The organism is Oxalobacteraceae sp. CFBP 8761 (assembly GCA_014841595.1).
Taxonomy (GTDB): Bacteria; Pseudomonadota; Gammaproteobacteria; order Burkholderiales; family Burkholderiaceae_D; genus Telluria.
This window is the reverse complement of the sequence record JACYUE010000001.1, coordinates 1,172,335-1,196,784: the sequence shown is the minus strand read 5'-3', so window position 1 is coordinate 1,196,784 and position 24,450 is coordinate 1,172,335. Positions and strand designations below refer to the sequence as shown.

24 protein-coding genes and 1 pseudogene are annotated in these 24,450 nt (G+C 61.8%); 7 read left to right on the top strand and 18 right to left on the bottom strand.

The window, feature by feature from the left end:
* Positions 1–96: 96 nt before the first annotated feature.
* The 3 genes from IFU00_05255 to IFU00_05245 form a co-directional block, all read right to left on the bottom strand.
* Positions 97–1,983, bottom strand: a complete 1,887-nt coding sequence (locus IFU00_05255; protein MBD8541693.1) for an MFS transporter — start codon at positions 1,981–1,983, stop codon at positions 97–99.
* Between the two features lie 228 nt (positions 1,984–2,211).
* Positions 2,212–3,531: a homoserine dehydrogenase gene (locus tag IFU00_05250; GenBank protein MBD8541692.1), complete on the bottom strand. Its 1,320-nt coding sequence runs from the start codon at positions 3,529–3,531 to the stop codon at positions 2,212–2,214.
* Positions 3,532–3,571: 40 nt separating this feature from the next.
* The gene (locus IFU00_05245; GenBank protein ID MBD8541691.1) at positions 3,572–4,795 is read right to left on the bottom strand and encodes a pyridoxal phosphate-dependent aminotransferase; all 1,224 of its coding nucleotides are present in this window, start codon (positions 4,793–4,795) and stop codon (positions 3,572–3,574) included.
* A 146-nt stretch (positions 4,796–4,941) separates the two neighbouring features.
* Between IFU00_05245 and IFU00_05240 the strand changes: the two genes are divergently transcribed.
* From IFU00_05240 to IFU00_05215, 6 genes are all read left to right on the top strand, one after another.
* On the top strand, positions 4,942–5,322 hold the full coding sequence (locus tag IFU00_05240; protein MBD8541690.1) for an Mth938-like domain-containing protein: 381 nt from the start codon (positions 4,942–4,944) through the stop codon (positions 5,320–5,322).
* A 225-nt stretch (positions 5,323–5,547) separates the two neighbouring features.
* Positions 5,548–5,970, top strand: coding sequence for a peroxiredoxin (locus IFU00_05235; protein MBD8541689.1), 423 nt, complete (start codon positions 5,548–5,550; stop codon positions 5,968–5,970).
* 256 nt (positions 5,971–6,226) lie between these two features.
* A complete protein-coding gene (locus IFU00_05230) occupies positions 6,227–8,041 on the top strand; it encodes a PhoH family protein (GenBank protein ID MBD8541688.1) in 1,815 nt (604 codons plus the stop codon).
* Positions 8,042–8,338: 297 nt separating this feature from the next.
* A complete protein-coding gene (locus IFU00_05225; GenBank protein ID MBD8541687.1) occupies positions 8,339–8,740 on the top strand; it encodes a YciI family protein in 402 nt (133 codons plus the stop codon).
* 221 nt (positions 8,741–8,961) lie between these two features.
* Positions 8,962–9,852, top strand: coding sequence for an MBL fold metallo-hydrolase (locus IFU00_05220; protein MBD8541686.1), 891 nt, complete (start codon positions 8,962–8,964; stop codon positions 9,850–9,852).
* A 115-nt stretch (positions 9,853–9,967) separates the two neighbouring features.
* A complete protein-coding gene (locus tag IFU00_05215) occupies positions 9,968–10,228 on the top strand; it encodes a hypothetical protein (protein ID MBD8541685.1) in 261 nt (86 codons plus the stop codon).
* Between the two features lie 49 nt (positions 10,229–10,277).
* On the opposite strand, the gene IFU00_05210 is transcribed toward IFU00_05215, so the two are convergent.
* The 7 genes and pseudogenes from IFU00_05210 to rpsF form a co-directional block, all read right to left on the bottom strand.
* A complete protein-coding gene (locus IFU00_05210; GenBank protein MBD8541684.1) occupies positions 10,278–11,288 on the bottom strand; it encodes an inorganic phosphate transporter in 1,011 nt (336 codons plus the stop codon).
* 21 nt (positions 11,289–11,309) lie between these two features.
* Positions 11,310–11,937 (bottom strand): annotated as a pseudogene (locus tag IFU00_05205) (DUF47 domain-containing protein).
* A gap of 113 nt (positions 11,938–12,050) precedes the next feature.
* The gene (locus tag IFU00_05200; protein ID MBD8541683.1) at positions 12,051–13,439 is read right to left on the bottom strand and encodes a replicative DNA helicase; all 1,389 of its coding nucleotides are present in this window, start codon (positions 13,437–13,439) and stop codon (positions 12,051–12,053) included.
* A gap of 119 nt (positions 13,440–13,558) precedes the next feature.
* Entirely contained in the window at positions 13,559–14,011 is a 453-nt protein-coding gene (locus tag IFU00_05195; GenBank protein MBD8541682.1) for a 50S ribosomal protein L9, read from the bottom strand.
* Between the two features lie 36 nt (positions 14,012–14,047).
* Positions 14,048–14,338 carry a 30S ribosomal protein S18 gene (locus tag IFU00_05190; GenBank protein MBD8541681.1) on the bottom strand — a complete coding sequence of 97 codons (291 nt, stop codon included), beginning with the start codon at positions 14,336–14,338 and terminating at the stop codon, positions 14,048–14,050.
* A 28-nt stretch (positions 14,339–14,366) separates the two neighbouring features.
* The gene (gene priB, locus IFU00_05185) at positions 14,367–14,639 is read right to left on the bottom strand and encodes a primosomal replication protein N (GenBank protein MBD8541680.1); all 273 of its coding nucleotides are present in this window, start codon (positions 14,637–14,639) and stop codon (positions 14,367–14,369) included.
* Positions 14,640–14,703: 64 nt separating this feature from the next.
* Complete coding sequence (gene rpsF, locus IFU00_05180; protein ID MBD8541679.1) at positions 14,704–15,111, bottom strand: 30S ribosomal protein S6; 408 nt, start codon at positions 15,109–15,111, stop codon at positions 14,704–14,706.
* Positions 15,112–15,405: 294 nt separating this feature from the next.
* On the opposite strand from rpsF, the gene lexA reads away from it, so the two are divergent.
* Complete coding sequence (gene lexA, locus IFU00_05175; protein MBD8541678.1) at positions 15,406–16,035, top strand: transcriptional repressor LexA; 630 nt, start codon at positions 15,406–15,408, stop codon at positions 16,033–16,035.
* A gap of 64 nt (positions 16,036–16,099) precedes the next feature.
* On the opposite strand, the gene IFU00_05170 is transcribed toward lexA, so the two are convergent.
* From IFU00_05170 to IFU00_05135, 8 genes are all read right to left on the bottom strand, one after another.
* Positions 16,100–16,804 (bottom strand): sel1 repeat family protein, encoded by a 705-nt coding sequence (locus IFU00_05170; protein ID MBD8541677.1) that lies wholly within the window; start codon positions 16,802–16,804, stop codon positions 16,100–16,102.
* 215 nt (positions 16,805–17,019) lie between these two features.
* Positions 17,020–18,261, bottom strand: a complete 1,242-nt coding sequence (locus IFU00_05165; protein MBD8541676.1) for a cystathionine gamma-synthase family protein — start codon at positions 18,259–18,261, stop codon at positions 17,020–17,022.
* A 2-nt stretch (positions 18,262–18,263) separates the two neighbouring features.
* On the bottom strand, positions 18,264–19,784 hold the full coding sequence (gene purF / locus IFU00_05160) for an amidophosphoribosyltransferase (GenBank protein MBD8541675.1): 1,521 nt from the start codon (positions 19,782–19,784) through the stop codon (positions 18,264–18,266).
* A 62-nt stretch (positions 19,785–19,846) separates the two neighbouring features.
* A complete protein-coding gene (locus IFU00_05155) occupies positions 19,847–20,335 on the bottom strand; it encodes a CvpA family protein (GenBank protein MBD8541674.1) in 489 nt (162 codons plus the stop codon).
* Positions 20,336–20,348: 13 nt separating this feature from the next.
* Positions 20,349–21,344, bottom strand: a complete 996-nt coding sequence (locus tag IFU00_05150; protein MBD8541673.1) for an SPOR domain-containing protein — start codon at positions 21,342–21,344, stop codon at positions 20,349–20,351.
* Between the two features lie 12 nt (positions 21,345–21,356).
* Positions 21,357–22,655, bottom strand: coding sequence for a bifunctional tetrahydrofolate synthase/dihydrofolate synthase (folC, locus tag IFU00_05145; protein MBD8541672.1), 1,299 nt, complete (start codon positions 22,653–22,655; stop codon positions 21,357–21,359).
* A 139-nt stretch (positions 22,656–22,794) separates the two neighbouring features.
* Positions 22,795–23,667 carry an acetyl-CoA carboxylase carboxyltransferase subunit beta gene (locus IFU00_05140; protein ID MBD8541671.1) on the bottom strand — a complete coding sequence of 291 codons (873 nt, stop codon included), beginning with the start codon at positions 23,665–23,667 and terminating at the stop codon, positions 22,795–22,797.
* Between the two features lie 386 nt (positions 23,668–24,053).
* Positions 24,054–24,338, bottom strand: a complete 285-nt coding sequence (locus IFU00_05135; GenBank protein ID MBD8541670.1) for a hypothetical protein — start codon at positions 24,336–24,338, stop codon at positions 24,054–24,056.
* Between the last annotated feature and the right edge of the window lie 112 nt (positions 24,339–24,450).

Sequence of the window (24,450 nt, the reverse complement as noted above, 5' to 3'; positions counted from 1 at the left end):
AGTCAATAATTATATCAGAGCCACAAAAAAAATCTTGCGCTTTTGCCATACCCATCCCGGCGGTATGCCCCGGCGCTGATTTCCGCTTGTTTCTGCTTACTTCCAGTCCCCACGCAACGTCATTACCTGCTGCTGCAGATATTCCGGTGTCGCCAGCTCCGGTGCAATTGGCGTGCCCACCGCCAGCGACAGTTGCGAGCGCATGCCGCGCGCGATGCGCCGGCCGAACAGGTTGCCCTGGTCGCGCGTGAACCAGCTGCCCCACAGGCCGCGCAGCGCCATCGGGATCACCGGCACCTTGTTGCGTTCGACGATCTTGGTAATGCCGCTTCTGAACTCGCTCATCTCGCCCGTCTTGGTCAGGCGCCCTTCCGGGAAGATGCAGACAAGCTCGCCGTCATGCAGCGCGTGGGCGATGTCGACAAAGGCCTTTTCCATCGTCCACGGGTCCTCCTTGGCTGGCGCGATCGGGATCGCATTGACGGCGCGGAAAATCCAGCGCAGGAACGGTGTCTTGAAGATGCGATGGTCCATCACGAAGCGGATCGGGCGCGGGCTGGCTGCGTTGATGACGATCGCATCGACGTAGCTCACGTGGTTGCAGACCAGCACCGCCGGGCCGTCAGCCGGGATGTGCGAGGTGTCGATCATGCGGACACGGTACACGGTATGGATCAGGATCCAGGCCAGGAAGCGCATCAGGAATTCCGGCACCAGCGAGAAGATGTAGATTGCCACCACCACATTGAGCAGCGCCGTGGTCAGGAACAGTTCCGGAATCGAAAAGCCCTGCCCCAGCAGCAGGATCGCCACGCCGGCCGAGGCCACCATGAAGATCGCATTCAGGATGTTCATGCCGGCGATCGTGCGCGAGACGTGTTTCTGGTCGCAGCGCGTCTGGATCAGCGCGAACAGCGGCACGATGAACAGGCCTCCAAATACGCCGATCATCACGAGGTCGAACAGGATGCGCAAGGCGCCCGGCTGGCCCAGCAGCGCCAGCCAGTCGACGATTGCCGTGCCAGCAGTGAAGCCCGAGCTGGCGAAATACAGGTCGATACCAAACACCGACAAGCCGATCGAGCCGAACGGCACCAGACCGATCTCGACCTTGTGGCCCGACAGGCGTTCGCACAGCAGCGAGCCGGCGCCGATGCCGAGCGAGAACACGGTCAGGAGCAGCACGAACACGCTGTGGTCACCGCGCAGGTAATCCTTGGAAAACACGGGGAACTGGGCCAGCAGCAGCGCGCCATAGAACCAGAACCACGAGTTGCCGAGCATCGACAGGAACACGGTGCGGTTCTTGCGTGAGAACGCCAGATTGCGCCACGACTCGGCAATGATATTGCGGCTGATGCGCAGCTCGGGCACCGGCGCCGGCGACGGCGGGATGCGCCAGCTCGCCAGCAGGCCCAGTACGGCGAAGAACAGCGTGGCGCCGGCCACCAGCATGATGCCGTTCGGCCTGCCAACGAGCACCGCGCCGGCCACTTCGCCCAGCAGGATGCCGACGAACGTCCCCATCTCGACGACGCCATTGCCCCCAACCAGCTCATCGGGCTTCAGGTTTTGCGGCAGGTAGGCGTACTTGACGGGCCCGAACAGCGTCGAGTGCATGCCCATGCCAATCACGGCCGCGATGAGCAGCCACAGATTGTGCGTCATCCAGCCGATACCGGCCACGAGCATGATTGCGATCTCGGCGATCTTGACGATGCGAGCGAGCCGGGCCTTGTCGAACTTGTCGGCGAGCTGGCCGGCCGTGGCGGAGAACACAACGTACGGCAGGATGAACAGGCCGGGGATCAGGTTGTTGATCAGCGAGGGGTCAAGCGTCGTCCAGTTCAGCGCGTCGTAGGTCATCACGACCAGGAGTGCCGTCTTGAACAGGTTATCGTTGAACGCGCCCAGGAACTGGGTCCAGAAAAAGGGCGCGAAACGGCGCTGGGTCAGCAGGGAGAATTGGCTCGGTTGGCGCATGCTGGAGGGCTCGGGTGACTAGGATGCCGTAATGTACAACGGCAAGCACGGCCGAACAAAGCATGTTTCTCATATTCATGCTTGCGTATTCGCATCTGATACCGAAGGTCGTGACCGGCGATACGAAACAGCTTGGAAGAATCACGCGGTACTACTCACGCGGCACTACCCGGCCCGCATGATGCGGGTGGCCCTGAGCCAAGCGGCCACCCTGTGGTTCTGCGCTGCTTAGCCCAGCGATTCCAGACGAATCCGCGTGACCTTGCCAATCACGGCCGGCATCGTCTCGATCCTGGCGATTGCCGCATCGATGCTCTTCTCCTGCGTCTGATGCGTGAGCATGATGATGTCGATATTGGTCTGGTTGCCCGGCTCTTTCTGCAGCACGGCGTCGATCGAGATGCCGCCGTCGGCCAGGATGCGCGTCAGGTCGGCCATCACGCCCAGCTGGTCCTGCACGTGCACGCGCAGGTAGTAGCTGGTGGTGATGTCGGCCATCGGCATGATCGTCACGTCGCTCATCTGGTTCGGCTGGAACGCCAGGTGCGGCACGCGGCCGGACGGGTCGACGGTCGCCAGGCGCGTCACATCGACCAGGTCGGCGATCACGGCCGATGCGGTCGGTTCTGCACCTGCGCCCTTGCCGTAGTACAGCGTGACGCCCAGGGCATCGGCATGCACCAGCACGGCGTTCATCGCGCCCTCGACGTTGGCGATCAGGCGTGCAGCCGGGATCAGGGTCGGGTGCACGCGCAGCTCGATGCCTTCGCCGGCGGCAGTCGTCGTGCGGCGGGTGATGCCCAGCAGCTTGATGCGGTAGCCCAGCTGTTCGGCGTAGCGGATATCCACTGCCTGCAACTGGCTGATGCCTTCCACGTAGGCCTTGTCGAACTGCACCGGGATGCCGAAGGCAATAGCCGACATGATCGTCAGTTTGTGCGCGGCGTCCACGCCTTCGATGTCGAAGGTCGGATCGGCCTCGGCATAGCCCAGCGCCTGCGCCTGGGCCAGCACGGTGGCGAAGTCCAGGCCCTTGTCGCGCATCTCGGACAGGATGAAGTTGGTGGTGCCGTTGATGATGCCGGCCACCGATTCGATGCGGTTGGCCGTCAGGCCTTCGCGCAGCGCCTTGATGATCGGGATGCCGCCGGCCACGGCCGCTTCGAACGCGACGATCACGCCCTTCTCTTGTGCGGCCGCGAAAATCTCGTTGCCGTGCAGCGCCACCAGCGCCTTGTTGGCAGTGACCACATGCTTGCCGTTGGCAATGGCTTGCAGTACCAGCTCGCGCGACAGCTCGTAGCCACCGATCAGCTCGACGACGATGTCGATATCGGGATGGTTCACCACGGCGAACGGATCGCTGACGACGGTCACGCCATCGCCGGTCACGCTGCGTGCGCGCTCGGTATTGCGCGCGGCGACCATCGTCACCTCGATGCCGCGGCCGGCGCGGCGGCGGATGTCTTCCTGGTTGCGCTTGAGTACATTAAAGGTACCGGCACCAACGGTGCCGATGCCCAGCAGGCCAACTTGAATCGGTTTCATAAAATCTGTTTCTCGTGAGGTCTGGGCGCAACGCGCTGGATCAGGCGTGGCGCCGTCGGTAACCGTCGAGGAAGCGCGCAATGCGTCCGCAAGCGTCGGTCAGGTCGTCGGAATTAGGCAGGAACACCAGCCGGAAATGGTCCGGGGCGATCCAGTTGAAGCCGGTGCCTTGCACCAGCAGCACTTTTTCCTCGGTCAGCAGTTCGCAAATGAACTGCTGGTCGTCCGTGATCGGGTACATCTTCGGATCGAGGCGCGGGAACATGTAAAGCGCAGCTTTTGGCTTCACGCAGGACACGCCCGGTATATCGGTAAGCAGTTTGTAGGCGAGATCGCGTTGCCGGAGCAGGCGCCCGCCCGGGCCCACCAGGTCATTGATGCTCTGGTGGCCGCCGAGCGCGGTCTGGATCGCGAACTGGCCCGGCGCGTTGGCGCACAGGCGCATCGACGCCAGCATGTTCAGGCCGTCGATATAGCCCTTGGCATGGCGCTTCTCGCCCGAGACCACCATCCAGCCGGCGCGGTAGCCGCACGAGCGGTAGTTCTTCGACAGGCCGTTCAGCGTCACGAACAGTACGTCGTCGGCCAGCGAGGCCATCGAGACGTGCTCGGCCATGTCGTACAGCGTCTTGTCGTAGATTTCGTCGGCGTAGATGATGAGCTGGTGCTGGCGCGCCAGTTCGATGATCTCGAGCAGCACTTCGCGCGGATACAGGGCGCCGGTCGGGTTGTTCGGGTTGATGACGACGATGGCGCGCGTGTTCGGGGTGATCTTGCTGCGCATGTCGGCGATGTCGGGCATCCAGCCGGCGCCTTCGTCGCAGATATAGTGGCGCGGTGCGCCGCCGGCCAGGCTGACGGCGGCAGTCCACAGCGGATAGTCGGGCGCCGGCACCAGTACTTCGTCGCCGTTGTTGAGCAAGCCCTGCATCGACATGACGATCAGTTCCGACGCCCCGTTGCCCAGGTAGATGTCGTCGATCGTCACGCCGGTGATGTTCTTCTCTTGCGTGTAGTGCATGACCGCCTTGCGCGGCGCGAACATGCCTTTGCTGTCCGTATAGCCGGCCGCGCCGTGCATGTTGCGGATCATGTCGCTGACGATCTCGTCCGGCGCATCGAAGCCGAACACGGCGAGGTTGCCGATATTGAGCTTGATGATCTTCTGGCCGTCTTCTTCCATCTGGCGCGCCTGCTCCAGGGCTGGTCCGCGGATCTCGTAGCAGACGTCGTCGAGCTTGTTCGATTTGGCAATCGGTCGCACAGTATCCCCTGGAAAATCGCCTGCACTGTTGCAGTGCGCAAAAATACCATTCTGCCCAAAGCGCACGGTTTAGGCAACCTTGCCGATCCGGTTACAATAGGCATCCGCACAGTCACCGCTAAACAGCGTCCACTTCGCCTATCGCCATGAAGCTCCATTCCGACAATACCCAGCAATACCAGACCGTGACCGGCGTCGATGCCAGCGGCGTCGAGATCAACGCCCAGCGTTACGACTACAGCCTGACGCTGCTGCCCGAGGTGCCGCCCCGCCCATGGAACGTGACCGATTTCGACCAGCTCACCGCCGCCCACTTCGATGAACTGGCGCAGGATGCGCCGGACGTCGTCATCCTCGGCACCGGCGCACGTCAGCGCTTCGTGCACCCGCGCCTGGTCACCAGTCTGTCGAGCCGGCACATCGGCGTGGAGAGCATGGACAACGGCGCCGCCTGCCGCACCTACAACGTGCTGATGGGCGAAGGCCGCAAGGTCACGCTGGCCCTGATCCTCGAACGCACCGCCTGAATCGATACAACAGCGGTTCAACAGGGCCGCAAACGTTTCAATCCGGGTAAATATTGCGATTCTGCCCACAAGAGTACTAGCGGCGGATAGCACCGACGGATTATCATGGGGTGCCGCTCCCCGCCATGGCGCGCCGGGAGGGTCACCCTGCAGCTGCGCTGCGACCGTCAGGAGAAACCCGTGGCCGAGAGCCAACTTGCAACCTTTGCCCCCTTCACCGCCCCGATGACGGGCGAGAAACCGTTCGAACTGCTCGGCCGTCCCGCCAAGTACACGGTGCTGTACTTTTACCCGAAGGACAATACGCCTGGCTGCACCACCGAGAGCATTGCTTTTCGCGAAGCCTATCCCGAGTTCCAGGCACTGGGCGCCGACATCTACGGCTTGTCCCGCGATTCGCTGCGCTCGCACGAGAACTTCAAGTCCAAGCTTGGCCTGCCGTTCGAACTGATCTCGGACGCCGATGAAGCCGTGTGCACGCAATTCGACGTCATGAAGATGAAGAACATGTATGGCAAGAAAGTACGCGGGGTCGAGCGCAGTACGTTTGTCATTGACGCTCAAGGCCGATTGGTGAAAGAATGGCGTGGCGTGAAGGTCAGTGACCATGTGACTGAAGTGCTGGAATTTCTGAAGAGCCAGCCCTGACAATGGATGGCTCCAGTTTGTTCAACCTGCTGGATCGCTGCCACTTATTTTGAGTCGACCTGTAATTCAACCTGTCCTGCATCTGCACTACCCTCACCCGGTTGCCCGCCGGGCCGACGCATTGTCCGGCCCGGCCGTGTTGCAACAGTTCAACCGCAATTCCCCTTATCCCTGTTTAGTTGCGTCATTTCGTGCGCCAGCGCCATGTGGCCCGCGCGCGCACGGTCTTCCAGACTTTTTTTAGATTGAGAACCTGATGCCACTGCCAAAAATACCGAATGAGCCAGCAACCATGCTGCTGGTCAAAGATTACCCCAAGGCCGAACCCGGTCGTTCGCCGGTGCGTTCGATCTCGGCCAAGCCCGATCCCGAAGTCGATGACCTGATCAGCGGTCAAGCCGTGCCAACGCCGAAGTCGCGCGCACGCCGCAAAGCCGAAGACACCCTCGCCGCCGCGCAAGCACCCGTGCGTGCGGCTCCGGTTGCCGAAACGAAGCCTCAGGCTGCTCCCGTAGTTGTTTCCAAAGCAGCTCCAGAAGCCCCGAACGCTGTGCCCGTCACGGCCAAACTGCGCGAGCAGGATGCCGAGCAACTCCATTCCACCAAGCAGAAGCCAGTGGAAGCGCCGGTCAAGTCGTCCACCAGCCGCAAGGCCGACCGCTCGGGTTTGACCAAGGTGTTCGTGCTCGACACCAACGTGCTGATGCATGACCCAAGCTCGCTGTTCCGTTTCGAGGAACACGACGTCTATCTGCCGATGATGACGCTCGAAGAACTCGACAACCACAAGAAGGGCATGTCCGAAGTGGCGCGCAATGCACGCCAGGTCTCGCGCACGCTTGACGCCTTGATCGCCAACGTCGACGACGACGCGATCGAGTCCGGCATTCCGCTGTCCAAGCTGGGCAACAAGGATGCCAAGGGCCGCCTGTTGTTCCAGACCCGTCTGACCAGCGCGCCGCTGCCCGAAGGCCTGCCGGAAGGCAAAGCCGACAACCAGATCCTGGGCGTCGTGCGGGCACTCGAGCAGCAGCAGGCGGGCCGCGCGATCGTGCTGGTGTCGAAAGACATCAATATGCGCATCAAGGCGCGCGCCATCGGCTTGCCGGCCGAAGACTACTTCAACGACCACGTGCTGGAAGACAGCGACCTGCTGTACTCGGGCATCGTCCAGCTGCCGGACAATTTCTGGGACACGCACGGCAAGGACGTCGAATCGTGGCAGGAAAACAAGCAAGGCAACTCGGCAACCTACTACCGCGTGACCGGTCCGCTGATTCCAACGCTGCTGGCGAACCAGTTCGTCTACATGGAGCCGAAGGATGGCCAGTCGCCGCTGTACGCCCAGGTCAAGCAAATCGACGGCAAGACCGCCGTGCTGCAAACCCTGCGCGACTATAGCCACAACAAGAACAATGTGTGGGGCATCACCGCGCGCAACCGCGAGCAGAACTTCGCACTGAACCTGTTGATGAATCCGGAGTGCGACTTCGTCACGCTGCTGGGTCAGGCCGGTACCGGCAAGACCCTGCTGGCCCTGGCCGCCGGCCTGGCGCAAGTGCTCGAAACCAAGCTCTACAACGAGATCATCGTCACCCGCGTGACGGTGCCGGTCGGTGAAGACATCGGTTTCCTGCCAGGCACCGAAGAAGAGAAAATGTCGCCATGGATGGGCGCATTCGACGACAACCTTGAAGTACTGATGAAGTCCGACGGCGATGCCGGCGACTGGGGTCGCGCGGCAACGCAAGACCTGATCCGCTCGCGCATCAAGATCAAGTCGCTCAACTTCATGCGCGGCCGAACCTTCGTCAACAAGTTCCTCATCATCGACGAAGCGCAGAACCTGACGCCCAAGCAGATGAAGACGCTGGTCACGCGCGCCGGTCCTGGCACCAAGATCCTGTGCCTGGGTAATATCGCGCAGATCGACACGCCATACCTCACCGAAGGCTCGAGCGGCCTGACCTATGTGGTCGACCGCTTCAAGGGCTGGAACCACGGTGGCCATGTCACGCTGGCACGCGGCGAACGCTCGCGCCTGGCCGATCACGCCAGCGACGTGCTGTAATCGTTGTGCCGCCTGCCCCGCGCAGGCGCAGTACCGCAACGCCCGCCCTTACCGGCGGGCGTTTTTTTTTTGGCGCAGCCAGCGTTATCTGTCAGTGATGGTGACTGCGATGTGCATCAATCGCGCTACCATATCCATACGTTCAATCACACCATCATCGGAGAATGCCCGGCCGCCGCCTGGGCCACGGTCGACGTGCGCGCGCTGATTTTTTTGCACCGCCGTTGTCGAATGCGGGTGGCGCCGTTCGTCGTCGTCAGGAGGCCGATCACCGGACTCCCATCACAGGAGAACACCATGCGTTTCATGATCATCGTCAAAGCCAATGCCGACACCGAAGCGGGCGTCATGCCGCCGGAGTCCCTGATCGCCGCCATGCTCGACTACAACCAGGAGCTCGCCGCCGCCGGCGTGCTGCTCGACGGTAGCGGCCTGAAGCCCACCAGTCAGGGCTGGCGCATCCGCTACGAGGGAGACGAGCGGCGCGTCATCGACGGCCCATTCACCGAAGCCAGGGAACTGATCGCCGGCTATACGCTGATCCAGGTCGGCTCGCGCGAGGAAGCCATGGAATGGAGCCGGCGCTTCCCCAACCCGCACGGGCCAGGGGCACCGGCCGAGATCGAGGTGCGCCCGATGTACGAGCTCGCGGATTTCCCGCCATCCACGTCGATCGAGCGCATGGGCGCGATGTCCTAGGGGCGCGATGGCGGGCGACATCGACAATCTGCTGGCCGCGCTGTGGCGCATCGAATCGGCGCGCATCGTCGGCCCGTCACGGTTGCGCCACATGACACCACACCCTTCTGCGCTGAACCATGCACAAGACATTTATCTCATACCGATGCCCGCGAGCTACAATCTCGCTATGATCTACGCTGTATGGAATTGTGCGGTTCTGACCTGGCAGGGAATGCATCATGAAATTTCGTTTTTGGGGAGTACGCGGATCGATCCCGTCCCCGGGGCCACGCACGGCGCGCTATGGCGGCAACACGACCTGCATCGAGGTGCGCACCGATGACGACACGCTGATCGTGCTCGATGGCGGCACCGGCCTGTTCCCGCTGGCCCAGCATCTGCTGGCCCGGCCGCCCGTGCACGCCAATCTCTTCATCACGCACAGCCACTGGGATCACATCCATGGCCTGCCCTTTTTCACGCCGCTGTTCGTCAAGGGCAGCCGCGTGCGCCTGCATGGCGCGCACGATCCGATCACGGGCCGTGGCATCGAGCACGTGATGGGCGTGCAGTTGCAAAACAGCTATTTCCCCGTCGGCGAAACGGACATGAGCGCCACCATCGAGTACTGCACGCTGAACATCGGCGAACCGATCGCGGTGGGCGATGCGCTGGTGGCGAACGTGGTGACGAACCACCCGGTGACCAACCTCGGCTACCGCATCGACTGCAACGGCAAGTCAGTGTTCTTCACGGGGGACCACGAACCCTGGTACAACCCGCATCCGGCCGGGCACCCGCTGCACGCAGCGGCCGAGACGCAGATGCGCGAGGCCGAACGTCGCATGGACGCCGTGATGGCGGGCGTGGATGCGCTGATCGTCGATTGCTCGTACACGCGCGACGAATACCCGTCCAAGCGGGGCTGGGGCCACGGTACGTTTGACGGCGCCATCGCGATGGCACTGCGCGTTGGCGCACGCACGCTGTACTGCACGCACCATGAACCGACCCGCGGCGACGATGAACTCGAGGCGGCGTTTGCCGACGTGATGGCGCGCCACTCCGGCAGCCTGGGCGAGCTGCAGGTGCTGCTGGCCTACGAAGGCCTCGCCGTCGATCTCGGCTAGCCGACGTCACGCCCACGCTGACCTGTCAATTCTGTCAGGATATCGCACGCGGCTTCCGGCGTAGAATGATGTGCGGCTGTCAATACCGAACAGCCACTCTACCGAGCCTGCGACCATGACCTTTCCGCTGACATCACTCATCACTTCCTGCGCTGCCGCCCTGTTGCTGGTCGCCTGCACCACCCCTGCCCCTGTTAGCCCTGCCCCCGACGGCGCGAAGACGGCGAGCGTGCGAGAAGAACGCAGCACCCCGATCGGCACCTACCTGCCACGCAAGAAAGGCCAGACAGCCAACAATGTCGGCACCGTCAGCGAGGTCGAGCGCGAGAACATGAAAAATTCCAGCGTCGGCACGGGCGCGATGACGCAGCACTGAAAAGAAAACGGCGCCAATGGCGCCGTTTTCAATCATGATCACGCCACGATTACATGATCTTGGTGCCGATCCACCAGGCCACCGCCGCCATGAAGGCCGACGCTGGAATCGTGAAGATCCACGCCCACACGATATTGCCCGCCACGCCCCAGCGCACGGCCGAAGTCTTGCGCGCGGCGCCCACGCCGACGATGGCGCCGGTGATCGTGTGCGTCGTCGAGACCGGAATGCCGAATGCGCTCGATAGCAGCAGCGTGACCGCACCGCCCGTTTCGGCGCAGAAACCGCCGACCGGCTTGAGCTTGGTGATCTTCTGGCCCATGGTCTTGACGATGCGCCAGCCGCCGAACAGCGTGCCGAAGGCAATCGCCGCGTAGCACGAGATGATCACCCAGGCCGGTGGATATTCGGCCGTCGCGCTCGTGTAACCGGCGGCGATCAGGAGCATCCAGATGATGCCCATCGTCTTTTGCGCGTCGTTGCCACCGTGGCCCAGCGAATAGGCCGCCGCCGACACCAGCTGCAGCTTGCGGAACAGATTGTCGACCTTTCGGGGCGTCGACTTCACGAAGATCCAGGCCACCATCAGCATGATGATCGAACCGAGCGCGAAGCCCAGCAGCGGCGCGACGACGATGAACGCCACGGTCTTGATCAGGCCACCCGAGATCAGAGAGCCGGTGCCCGCCTTGGCCACAGCCGCGCCCACCAGACCGCCGATCAGCGCGTGCGACGACGACGAGGGAATGCCGTAGTACCAGGTGATGACGTTCCACGAGATCGCCCCGACCAGGGCGCCAAAGATCACGTAATGGTCGACCACGTGCGGGTCGATCGTGCCCTTGCCGATGGTTTGGGCGACCTTCATGTTGACCACGAAGATCGCGATGAAGTTGAAGAATGCCGCCATTGCGACGGCGTGCTGGGGTTTCAGGACCCCGGTCGAGACCACGGTGGCAATCGAGTTTGCCGAATCGTGAAAACCGTTCATGAAGTCGAATACCAGTGCCAGGAGCACGAGCATTCCCAGCACGTAGATGCTGATGTTGAGATTATCCATGGTTATGCAGGTCTGCGACGCTTACGCGTTTTCGACGATGATGCCTTCGATGATGTTGGCCACGTCTTCGCAGCGATCGGTGACCGTCTCGAGAATCTCGTAGATGGCCTTCATCTTGATCAGGTTGCGCACGTCCGGCTCGTCGCGGAACAGCTTGGACATGGCCGCGCGCATCACGTGGTCGGCGTCCGATTCCAGGCGGTCGATCTCTTCGCACAGCGCGACGATCTTGGCAGCGTTGTCCATATTGTGCAGCAGCGAGACGGCTTCCTCCACCTTCAGGCAGCAGGCCAGGCACAGCTCGGCCAGGCGCTTGGCTTCCGGCGTGACGGCTTGCAGGTCGTACAGCGAGATCGTCTGGGCCGCGTCTTCCATCATGTCCAGGATGTCGTCCATGCGCGTGATCAGCTTGTGAATGTCGTCGCGGTCGATCGGCGTGATGAAGCTCTTGTGCAGCAGGTCGACCGTGGCATAGGTGATCTTGTCAGCCTGCTTTTCAATCGTCTCGATCGCATGGGTGCGCGTTTCGAGGTCGTCGAAGTTGGTCATCAGGCTGACCATTTCCTGCGCCCCTTTTAACGCACAATGCGGCGTGCTGATTGAAAAGATCGAAAAACTTGCCCTCGGTGGGCATGAAACGTCCAAACATAGATTCTCCGTATTGACTCTCTGGGATTACGGGGTCGCGCCGAAAATGCGGCCACGCGTAAAGGCGGCCATTAAAACATCAATGGCCGCCTTGGTGTTACTACAAATGGTTATTTAGTCACCCTGATACACAGACAGGTTGCCGCTGTAATTGCCGAACTTGGTGTACTGGCCGATCCAGGTCAGGCGGATCGCGCCAATCGGACCGTTACGCTGCTTGCCGATGATGATCTCGGCCGTGCCCTTGTCGGGCGAATCGGGGTTGTAGACCTCGTCGCGGTACAGGAAGATGATGACGTCGGCATCCTGCTCGATTGCGCCGGATTCGCGCAAGTCGGACATCACGGGGCGTTTGTTCGGCCGTTGCTCCAGCGAGCGGTTCAGCTGCGACAGCGCCACCACCGGGCACTGCAGCTCTTTGGCCAGGCCCTTGAGCGAGCGCGAAATTTCCGAGATTTCCGCCGTGCGGTTGTCGCCCGGCTGGCTACCCTGCATCAGCTGCAGGTAGTCGACGATGATCAGGCCCAGCTTGCCGCACTGGCGTGCCAGGCGCCGTGCGCGTGCCCGCATCTCGATCGGGTTCAGCGCCGGGGTTTCGTCGATGTACAGCTGGGCGTCGTTCATCTTCTGGATGGCGTGCGTCAGGCGCGGCCAATCCTCGTCGTTCAGGCGGCCCGTACGCAGGCGGTGCTGGTCGAGCTGACCGACCGAACCCAGCATACGCATCGCCAGCTGGGTGCCGCCCATCTCCATCGAGAAGATCGCCACTGGCAGACCGGCTTCGATGGCGACGTTCTCGCCGATATTGACCGAGAACGCCGTCTTGCCCATCGACGGACGGCCGGCGACGATGACGAGGTCGCCCGGCTGCAGGCCCGACGTCATGCGGTCGAGGTCGATGAAGCCGGTCGGCACGCCGGTGATCTCACCCTGATTCTCGCGGCTGTAGAGTTCGTCAATGCGCTCAACGACCTGCGTCAGCAGCGGCTGGATCGGATTCCAGCCCTGCTGGCCGCGCGAGCCGGACTCGGCGATGGCAAAGATCTTGGACTCGGCTTCGTCGAGCATCTGCTTGACTTCCTTGCCCTGCGGATTGAACGCATTGCCCGAGATTTCATCGGCCACGGTGATCAGCTTGCGCAGGATGCCGCGGTCGCGCACGATCTCGGCATAGCGCCGGATATTCGCGGCGGACGGCGTGTTCTGCGCCATCGCATTCAGGTATTGCAGGCCGCCCACGTCATCGGCCTTGCCGAGCTGGTTGCAGGCTTCGTAGACGGTGATGACGTCGGCTGGTTTGCCGCCGTTGATCAGGCGCACCATCTGTTCGAAGATGATGCGGTGGTCGTAGCGGTAGAAGTCTTCCGCGTTCATGAAGTCGGCGATACGGTCCCACGCGGCGTTATCGCGCAGCAGGCCGCCAATGACGGACTGCTCGGCTTCGATGGAGTGCGGGGGGATGCGCAGGGCGTCGAGTTGCGGATCTGGAGATGCTGCGTTCATGGGCGGGATTATACCTTTTCCAGTCCTGTGACTGACATGGTTGGAAAGCCGAAAAGCAAAAAAGCCGGGCGAACCCGGCTTTTTCAGAACTGCGTGCTCAGCACATGTACGGCGTGTGCTTAGGCAGCTTCGCCCACAACGGCGACGGTGATTTCCGACACGACGTCGGTGTGCAGAGCGACTGCAACCGGGAATTCGCCGGTGGTTTTCAGCGGGCCGGTCGGCAGGCGCACTTGCGACTTCTCGACAGCGAAACCTTGCTTGGTCAGCGCTTCGGCGATGTCGAAGTTGGTGACCGAACCGAACAGACGGCCATCAACGCCGGCTTTCTGGCCGATGGTGACGGTCATGCCGCTCAGCTTGTCGCCTTCTGCCTGGGCAGCCGACAGCTTTTCAGCTGCTGCTTTTTCCAGTTCAGCGCGCTTGGCTTCGAACTCGGCGACGGCGCCGGCGGTAGCGCGGCGGGCCATCTTTTGTGGGATCAGGAAGTTACGTGCGTAACCGTCCTTGACCTTGACGACGTCGCCCAGGTTGCCGACGTTGACTACTTTTTCCAACAGAATGATTTGCATAGTGATCTCCAGATGTCTGACTGTCGTGACCGACGATTAACCGTGGTGCAGGTCGGTGTACGGCAGCAGCGCAAGGTAGCGTGCGCGCTTGATCGCGGTGTCGACCTGACGCTGGTAGTGCGCCTTGGTGCCGGTCAGACGTGCTGGCATGATCTTGCCGTTTTCCTGGACGAAGTCCTTCAGGGTGTCGACGTCCTTGTAGTCCACCTGCTCAACGCCAGCGGCGGTGAAGCGGCAGAATTTCTTGCGCTTGAACAGCGGGTTCTGCTGTTTGCGCTTCTCTTTGAGTTTCGCTTTGTTTTTGTCGAACTTTTTACCGAATGCCATTTGAGGCTCCTGTATCTAAATTGCCGGGTTAAGCGGCACTGAAATCAATGATGTGAAACACCAGGGCTTTGCTGTTGCGATTTTTCCGTGCAAGAAATCCGTTGAACCTGTAGCTGGCGCCCAATTCGGCGCTGGCAAACCTGCCCGAAATCTCCCCCGCGGCGAACGCAGGGACTTCGAACGCGACCGACCTTTCGACTCCGGCCTCTTCCTGCTGCGATTCGTGCATCAGGACGGCTGAAACGATTGGCACACCGGCCGGGGTGTAACGCAGTACGTCGCGCTCAGCGATGGTCGCCATGAGCTGGAGGTGGTTTGCGTTATGCACCCGGTGTTACTGGTTACTACGAATAACTGGGAAAAACTTAAGCAGCAGCAGGCGCTGGCGCAGCGGCTGGAGCGGCTGCTGGCGCAGCGGCTTCGGCACGGTGGCTCTTGGCTGCGTCTTCGCGCTGCACCGATTTCATCATCGGCGACGGTGCGGTTTCAGCTTTTTTCAGCTTGACGGTCAGGTGACGCAGAACCGCATCATTGAACTTGAATGCAGTTTCCAGCTCGACCAGGGTCTCGTTGTCGCATTCGATGTTCAGGCAGATGTAGTGTGCTTTTGGCAGCTTCTGGATCTGGTATGCCATCTGGCGGCGGCCCCAGTCTTCAACGCGATGGATGTTACCGCCGCGGCTGGTCACCGTGGTCTTGTAACGCTCGATCATCGCCGGGACTTGTTCGCTCTGGTCCGGATGGACGATAAACACGATTTCATAATGACGCATGCATTACTCCTTGAGGACGTTTAACAAATGCCCACCTCGGCGTCAAGACGAGTGTGGGAAGGGAAAGCCGGCAATTATAACCCGAATATCGGTGACTTGGAAACCCCCGATGATGCGTTATCGCCTCGTTTGGCGCCGCAACGGGCATATCTGACTCGACAATTCCACGGTTTTGACGGCTGTTTGCACTCTGAATCGCGATTTTCGCGATATTTTTTGCGTTTCCCCTTGCGCGCGCGAGAATACTGTACAAAAATACAGGTTACATACATAACCGGTTGCTGTAACACATTTATGCTAAAGCTCACTGCACGGCAAGAACAGATCCTGAACCTGATCAAGGAAGCGATCGAGAACACCGGTTTCCCTCCGACCCGGGCTGAAATCGCTTCTGAATTGGGTTTCCGCTCGGCCAATGCGGCTGAAGAACATCTGCAAGCACTGGCGCGCAAGGGCGCCATCGAAATTTCGCCCGGCACGTCGCGCGGCATCCGCCTGATCGGCGCGAGCGTCGAGGCGATCCCGATGCCGCCGCCGTCGTTCATGTCGCTGCCGCTGGTCGGGCGCGTCGCAGCGGGCAATCCCATCCTGGCGCAAGAGCACGTTGAAGCCACCTACAACGTCGACGCGGCCATGTTCGCGGCGCGGCCCGATTTTCTACTGAAGGTCAAAGGCTGGTCGATGCGCGATGCCGGCATCATGGATGGCGACTTTTTGGCGGTCAAGAAAATCGACAGCGCCAAGAACGGCCAGATCGTGGTCGCGCGCCTGGGCGACGAAGTCACCGTCAAGCGCTATCGCAAGACAGGCGACCTGGTCGAACTGCTGCCAGAGAACCCCGACTTCAACATCATTGCCGTCTCGCCGGACGAAGAGTTTGCGCTTGAAGGCCTGGCTGTCGGCCTGATGCGTAGCTGGAACTGATGGAACGGCGCCGGTCTCCCCGGCCGGCGCTTGCTTTACCCGGCCTTGCCCTACCCGGCATTGCTTAGTTCGACGCCTTCTTCACCACGGCATTGTGCTGGTTGATGAATGCCTCGGTGGCATTGCGCCACGCTGCAAAATCCGCCAGGATCATCTTTGAATTGACCTTCGCGCCTTCCGCGATATTCTGCCGCACCTGTTCCAGGTAGGCTGCCGAGGCGTCCGCTTCCTGCTTGTTCATCAGCTTGGCAATATCAGCCGGGATCTTCTTGGTCAGCGGCGACTGCGCGTTCAGGTTCGTCACCATCTTGTTGTAGCAATCCTGCCAGCCGGTCACCAGCTTGTTGACGCGATCGATCTCGTCATTCACCTTCGACACGGCCGGAATGCGCGGCGACGGGCAGCGGTATTCGCCCGACTGCAGCTCGGCGCCGTCGTAGCCCTTGATCCAGTAATCGATTTCGGCGCGCTTCGTGACACGCTGCTCCATGACGACCAGCGATTGGGCCGCGACCTTGTTGCCCTTGGCGGCCGACTTCTCGAACAACGCCTTGGCCGCCGCCTCGTCAACGGTGCCCGCTTCGCCATACCAGTACATCTGGCCCAGTTGCTGCTGTGCCTGCGGATTGCCGGCGTTGGCCAGCTTGGTGTAGAGCTTGAGCGCGCCCGCGTAATCCTTCTTTTCGAACAGCGCGTTGGCGTCTTCCAGCTCGCCCGCATAGGCGGCGCTGGCAATAGTCAGAGAAAGGCAGAGCAGGAAACGTTTCATGGGCATCCGAAGAAAATGACAAGCTGACGATGGGGCATCATAGCCCCCTTTTACAGCGGGACTCAACCGTAAAAATGACAAGGCCGGCATTGCGCCGGCCTTCTTTGCATGGCTTTACGCCGCGCGGTAACGCCACGCGGTAACGCCGCGCGGTAACGCCACGCGGTAACGCCGCGCGGTAACGCCACGCGGTAACGCCGCGCGGCACGCCGTACTTACGCATCCAGCGCCTGGCGGAAGTCTTCGACCAGGTCGTCAGTGTCCTCGATGCCCACCGACACACGGATCAGCGACTCGGCAATGCCCATGCTGGCACGGCGCTCGGCGCCCATCTCGAAGAAGATCGTGTGCGCCACCGGGATGACCAGCGTGCGGTTGTCACCCAGGTTCGACGCAGGAATCGCCAGCTGCAGGCGATTGAGGTAATCGAACGGATCGATGGACTCGTGCAGCTCGAAGCTGAGCAGCGAACCCCCGGCGCGAAACAGCGACGTGACGATACCGTGCTGCGGATGCGAGGCCAGGCCCGGGTAGTGGACCTTTGCCACGCGCTCATCCGCCTCGAGCATCGTGGCCAGCGCCAGTGCATTGGCGCAGGTGCGGGTCATGCGCAGCGCCAGTGTCTCGGCGCCAACGGCGATGTGATGCGCCGCTTCCGGCCCGAGCGACGCGCCGAAGTCGCGCAGCGCTTTCGCACGCAGCTGCGCCATGCCCTGGGCGTGCGCCGGCTGCTTGCGGAAATTCGGTGCGATGTTCGGATACGCGCTCCAGTCGAACAGACCGGTATCGGTCAGCGCGCCGCCCAGCGCGATGCCGTGGCCGCCAATCGACTTGGTCAGCGAATTGACCACGAGACCGGCGCCCACGCTTTTCGGGCGGAACAGCCAGGGCGACGTCATCGTGTTGTCGACCACGTACAGGATGCCCCGCTCACGGCACAACTCGCCGATGCGGGCCAGGTCCGCCACTTGCGTGCGCGGATTGGCGATCGTCTCCACGAACACCATGCGCGTGTTCGGCGTCAAGGCTGCTTCGACCTGCGCCACGTCGGTCGCATCGACAAAGGCGACATCGACGCCCTGCCCCGCCACCGTTTGCCACAGGCTGTTGGTGTTCCCGAACAGGAAGCTCGACGAGACGATGGCGTCGCCCGCCTTGAGCAGCGCCTGGAACAGCGCGCCGATGGCCGCCATGCCGGTGCCGAAGCACAGTGTGGCGACGCCATCTTCCATCTTGCTGACCTTGTCCTCGAGCGCGCTGATGGTGGGATTGCCCTGGCGACCATAACGGAAGCCCGGCTCCTTGCCCTGGAACACGGACGCCAGCTGACGCGCATCCGTGTAGCCGAACGCGACCGACGTGTGGATCGGCTTGTGCAGCGAACCATGCTCGATCGGCTTGTGCCGGTCGTTATGCAGGATGGTCGTGGTAAAGCCGTAGGATTTTTTCTCGCTCATGCTTACTCGGCGGCGACAGCGGGGTTCAGGTTCAGCTGGGTACGGACCTGGTCTTCGTCCTTGGCAGCAGGATTGTGACGTGCGGTTTCCTGGCGATCGAGGTATTCCGGGGTCACGTCGCCCGTCACGTAGATGCCATCGAAGCACGACGCCTCGAAGTTCTTCAGTGCCGGATTGACGTCCGAAATCGAACGCTTGAGGGCATCGATGTCCTGGTAGATCACGCGGTCGGCCGTGATCTCGCGACAGACTTCCTCGGTCGTGCGGCCGTAGGCGATCAGCTCGTCGCGGGTCGGCATGTCGATGCCGTACACGTTCGGGTACAGCACCGGTGGCGCGGCCGACGCGAAGTACACCTTGCGCGCGCCGGCTTCACGGGCCATCTGCACGATCTCGCGGCTGGTGGTGCCGCGCACGATCGAGTCGTCGACCAGCAGCACGTTCTTGTCCTTGAACTCGGAAGTGATGGCGTTGAGCTTCTGGCGTACCGACTTCTTGCGCATGCCCTGGCCCGGCATGATGAAGGTGCGGCCGATGTAGCGGTTCTTGATGAAGCCTTCGCGGTATTCCACGCCGAGTTTCAACGCCAGCTGGATGGCAGCCGGACGCGACGAATCGGGAATCGGCATGACGACGTCGATGTCTTCGACCGGGATTTCACTGAGCACCTTGTCGGCCAGGTATTCACCCATGCGCAGGCGGGTGGCGTAGACCGAGGCGCCGTCGATCACCGAGTCCGGACGGGCCAGGTAGACGAATTCGAACGCGCACGGGTTCAGCGACGGGTTCTCGGCGCACTGGCGCTCGGACAGCTTGCCGTCGTTGGTGATGAAGACCGCTTCGCCCGGCGCGATGTCGCGCACGAAGCGGAAGCCCAGGCCTTCGAGGGCGACCGACTCGCTGGCCACCAGGTATTCGTTGCCGTTTTCGGTTTCGTTCACGCCCAGGCACAGCGGACGGATGCCGAACGGATCGCGGAATGCCAGCATGCCATGGCCGGCGATCTGCGCAACGACAGCGTAGGCGCCACGCACGCGGCGGTGCACGACAGCGACCGCCTTGAAGATCGCGTCGGCGTCGAGCGAGAAGCCATCGGCCGCTTCCTGGATTTCGTGGGCCAGCACGTTGAGCAGCACCTCGGAATCGGAATCGGTGTTGATGTGGCGGCGGTCGTTGCGGAACAGCTCATCCCTGAGCTGGGCCTGGTTGGTCAGGTTGCCGTTGTGCGCGAGCGTGATGCCGAACGGCGCGTTGACGTAGAACGGTTGCGCCTCTTCTTCGCTTGACGAACCTGCGGTCGGGTAACGGCAGTGGCCGATTCCGGTATTGCCCTGCAGCGAACGCATGTTCCGGGTACGGAAAACGTCACGTACCAGGCCGTTGGCCTTGAACATCGAGAACATGCTGCTGTGATTGGTCGCAATGCCCGCAGCGTCCTGGCCGCGGTGCTGCAGCAGCAGCAATGCATCGTACAGAAGCTGGTTGACGGGAGACTGCGAAACGACGCCGACGATGCCACACATGAGGTGCTCCTAAAAGCTTGGGTGCAAAATGACAGAAAACTGCGAAAACTACGGCTACTGGTTCAGTAATTAATATGCTCCGCGAAGGCAGCGGGCAAGAATGGTTTGACGGTGCGCGCGCCGGTCTCGGCAATGGGTGACAACAGCGCGTCGCGCCAGAATGCCTGCTGCGGGATCTGCGTCATCCCGCACAATATGACGCCGGCCAGCACGATCACAATGCCCCGTGCCAGGCCGAACAGGCCGCCAAGGCCCCGGTCCGCCAGCGACAGACCGGTGGCGGCAACCACCGCACCGATCGCCATCGACAGCAGGCCCATCAGGATTCGTACGCCCAGGAACAGTACGATGAAGGCCGCCATTAGGCGCGCGGACCCGCCCGGAATTACCTCGGGCAGCAAGGGCGCGAGCTGGGCGCCGTAGACATTGGCCACCACGAAGGCGACCATCCAGCCCACCAGCGACAGAATTTCCTTCACCAGGCCGCGCAGCGTGCTGATCACGACGGACGCGATCAGCACGAACAGCACCAGGTAATCGAAGATCGTCACGCGGCAGCGAGGATCAGAGCGGCACCATCGAGCCGGACAGACCGATGCCGCTCAGTTTGGCGCGCACTTTCTCTGCTTCTTCCTTGCTGAACGGGCCGACCCGCACGCGGATCAGTTCGCCAGACTTCTGGGTGAACGAGGCAACGCCGGCAGCGCGCAGGCGGCTTTGCAACTCGGTGACTTTTTCCTGGCTGGCCAGCGCGGCAACCTGCACTACGAAGCGCGGCGCCGGGCCTTCGGCCTTGACCGTCTTCGGCTCGGCCTTGGCGGCTGGCTTGTCCTCGAGGATCGCGATGGCGCGGGCGGCGTCGTCCGGACGGGCCGGCTTGGTGACGTGCTCGGCTTTCGGATGCGACTCGGCGGCTTTCTCGGCGACCTTGACCGGCTTTTTCTCGGGCTCAGGCTTTTTCTCGGTCTTGACGGGTTCAGACTTCGTCACCGGCTTGGCGTCGGGTTCGGCCTTTGGCTTGGCTTCAGGCTTTGGCTTGACGGTCTCGACTGGCTTGGCGGTCTCGGCCGGCTTGGCTGGCTCGAGCATGCGCATTGGCGGCACCTCGCTGGCCACTGGCGCTGCGGCCACGGCGACCGGCGGCGTACGCGTGCCGGCCGGTGGCGCCGGGACTGGATCGATGATCTCTTCGTCGCTGTCGACGCTGGCCGTTGGCGCAACCTGCTCGGACGGCACCGGCAGCGGCGCAGCCTTGTCCTTGTCGGGGATGTGGATCGCGATGTCGGTGGCCAGCGGCTTGGGCTCGGAATCGAGCAGCATTGGCAGGGCCACGACGGCGGCCAGGACCAGCGCAATGGCGCCGACCAGGCGGCGGCGCGCGCGTTTTTTCTCGGGCAGGATCGGATCGCCACGGCTCGAGCGGCGACCGCCCTCACCGGCCGAGCTGGCACGCTTGGAGCGTGCGCGCTCGGTGTAAGCGGCCTCGTCGTCCTTGACGAAGTGACCGCTGTCGCGAACAGTTTCTTGCTTGTTTTTAGTGCCGAACGAGAACAAGCCCATGCGATTGAGGTATCAGTGTAGTGAGGATTTACGGGCCGCCATCACGCCGGCAACCGTGTAGAACGAACCAAAGACCACAATTCTATCATTCTCCTCAACCCGGCTCAGCGCATTCGCATAAGCGTCGGCGGGCGAATCGAAGGTGGTGACCGAAAAATCGCCCGCTTTCGCGCCCGCTGGCTTCAATTCAGCGATCTTGTCGGCCAGTGCCGCAGGGTCGGCCGAGCGCGGAGAATCGAGGCGCGTGACGCACCAGTGATCGATCACCGATGCCATCGGCGCGATCACAGCGTCGATGTCCTTGTCGTCCATGATGCCGAACACCGCGTACGTGAAGCGGTGAAAGCCCATATTGCCGAGGTTCTGCGCGAGCGTCGCGGCGGCGTGCGGATTGTGGGCCACGTCCAGGACCTGGGTCGGCCGGCCGGCCAGCACCTGGAAGCGGCCCGGCAGCTCGACCATTGCGAGGCCGGCGCGGGTTTCCTGGGCGCCGCACGGCAAGGTCATGCGCAGCGCCTCGAGGGCCGCCAGTGCCGCGGACGCATTGAGCAACTGGTTGGCGCCACGCAGGGCCGGATAGGCCAGCGAATTGCGGCGGCCGGTGCGGCCTGCGAAGCTCCACTGCTGCTGGTCACCCTGGTAGTTGAAGTCGCGGCCCAGCAGCCACAGGTCGGCGCCGATGCTGGTCGCATGATCGATCAGCGACTGGGGCGGCACCGGGTCGCTGCAGATGGCGGTTTTTCCCGCGCGGAAGATGCCGGCTTTCTCGAAGCCGATTTTTTCGCGTGTGTCGCCCAAATAGGCCGTGTGGTCGATGTCGATGCTGGTGACGATCGACACGTCGGCATCGATCACGTTGACGGCATCGAGTCGCCCGCCCAGGCCGACTTCGAGGATGGCGACATCGATCTCGCTGGTCGACAGCAGGTGCGCAATGGCCAGCGTGGTGAACTCGAAGTACGTGAGGTCAATCTCCCCGCGCGCGGCTTCGACGGCGTTGAAGGCGGCGATCAACACATCATCGGAGGCCATCTCGCCATTGATGCGGGCGCGCTCGTTGAAATCGAGAAAATGCGGCTTGATGTAGAGGCCGACGCGGTAGCCGGACTGCAGCAACACCGACTCGAGCATTGCACAGGTCGAGCCCTTGCCATTGGTGCCCGCCACCATGATCACGGGACACGAGAACGCCAGCTGCAGGCGTTCCTTGACGGCGCGGACGCGGTCCAGGCCCATGTCGATATGGGTTTCGGCATGACGCGATTCGAGCAGCGCGAGCCAGTCGGGCAAGGTAGTCGGAAGTGGGGACATGGTGCTCAGAAAAGAGGGATTCGGCGGGCGATACGGGAAATAAAAAAGGCGGCCGCGGGGGCCGCCGTCTGGCATGCCCGCGCCGGTCGCCCCTGGCGATCATGTTCGCGGGTTGCCCTCGCGGCGGCCTTTGGATCGATCAGGCCAGCACTTCGGTCGCCTGGTTTTGCAGCAGGGCCAGCAGACGCGCAATTTCTTCGCGCATCTTGCGACGATCGACGATCATGTCAACGGCGCCCTTCTGGACCAGGAACTCGGCGCGCTGGAAGCCTTCCGGCAATTTCTCACGCACCGTGTTCTCGATGACACGCGGGCCGGCAAAGCCGATCAGGGCCTTCGGCTCAGCGATGACCACGTCGCCCATGAAGGCGAACGAGGCCGAGACACCGCCCATCGTTGGGTCGGTCAGCACGCTGATGAACGGCAGCTTCTTCTCGGACAGCTTGGTCAGCATCGCGGTGGTCTTGGCCATCTGCATCAGCGACAGCAAACCCTCTTGCATGCGCGCGCCACCAGTGGCGGTAATGCAAATGAACGGCACCTTCTGCTCGAGCGCAACCTGCGCGCCGCGGACAAACCGCTCACCGACCACCGAGCCCATCGAGCCACCCATGAATTCGAATTCGAAGCAGGCCACGACCACCGGCAAGCTCATGATCGAGCCGCCCTGGACGATCAGCGCATCGGTCTCGCCGGTGGCTTCCATCGCCGCCTTGAGGCGGTCCGGATACTTCTTGCTGTCCTTGAACTTCAGGGTGTCGACTGGCAACGTCTCCTGGCCAATGTCGTAGCGGCCGCCTTCGTCGAGCAGCGCATCCAGACGCGCGCGGGCACGGATGCGCATGTGATGGGAGCACTTCGGGCACACGTGCAGGTTGGACTCGATATCCGCCCGGTACAGCACCGACTCGCACGACGGACACTTGACCCAGAGGCCCTCGGGCATGGTCTTGCGGTTAGCGGCATCGGAGCGCTGGATCCGAGGGGGCAGCAGTTTTTCCAACCAACTCATATTCTCTCCTTTGCGGCAAATCTTACAGTGGGGCGTAGTGTAGCCGCTCGGAGGCAGCTTGTCGAATCGTAGCAAGCCACCAATATTGCCAACAAAACATCACACGTCGCCACCGCCCCGCGCCCACGGCCACCACCACCAAACAATGAGGGTCAGAGTCGAATTGTTTGACAACTTTCGATAATTTCCCAATAAATAGCACCGATCCTCGGCTGAATGAACGCCGAGTTTGATCTCCAAAGCAAAATGAGGGACAGAGTCACGTTGATGAGCTAAATAATCAATTTCCCAACAATTAGGGTCAGAGTCGACTTATTGGGCAATTCCCCAAAGTTGTCAAACAATTCGACTCTGACCCTAATTTATTTACGCGGCAATGTTGGCGATTATTTCGCTGGCGAAGCGATGTCGTTGACGGTGTATTCAACGCCTCCCAAGCGTGCAGCCACGATGTTATAGATCCATGCACTCAGCATTCCTGCCAAATAGATGCTGACGATATACGCAATGGCAACCAGAATGACCACGCCGGCCCCGATAGGCGGCATCTCCGCGCCCGTCAACATGGCGAGGAGAACGATCGCCAGCACTGGGAGCATGGCGATGAAATAAACTGCCGCCAACATCTTTCCAAACTGGGCAACTGCAATGTGCTTGACACGCTTTTTCATTGGACACTCCCTCAGGTTGCGCTACGGAGAGATCAATTTACTGAGGAAAAATGAAAAAGCTTTAAGCTGGCGCAATCAGCAGGAGAGATATGGCAGTACGCATGTAATAAAC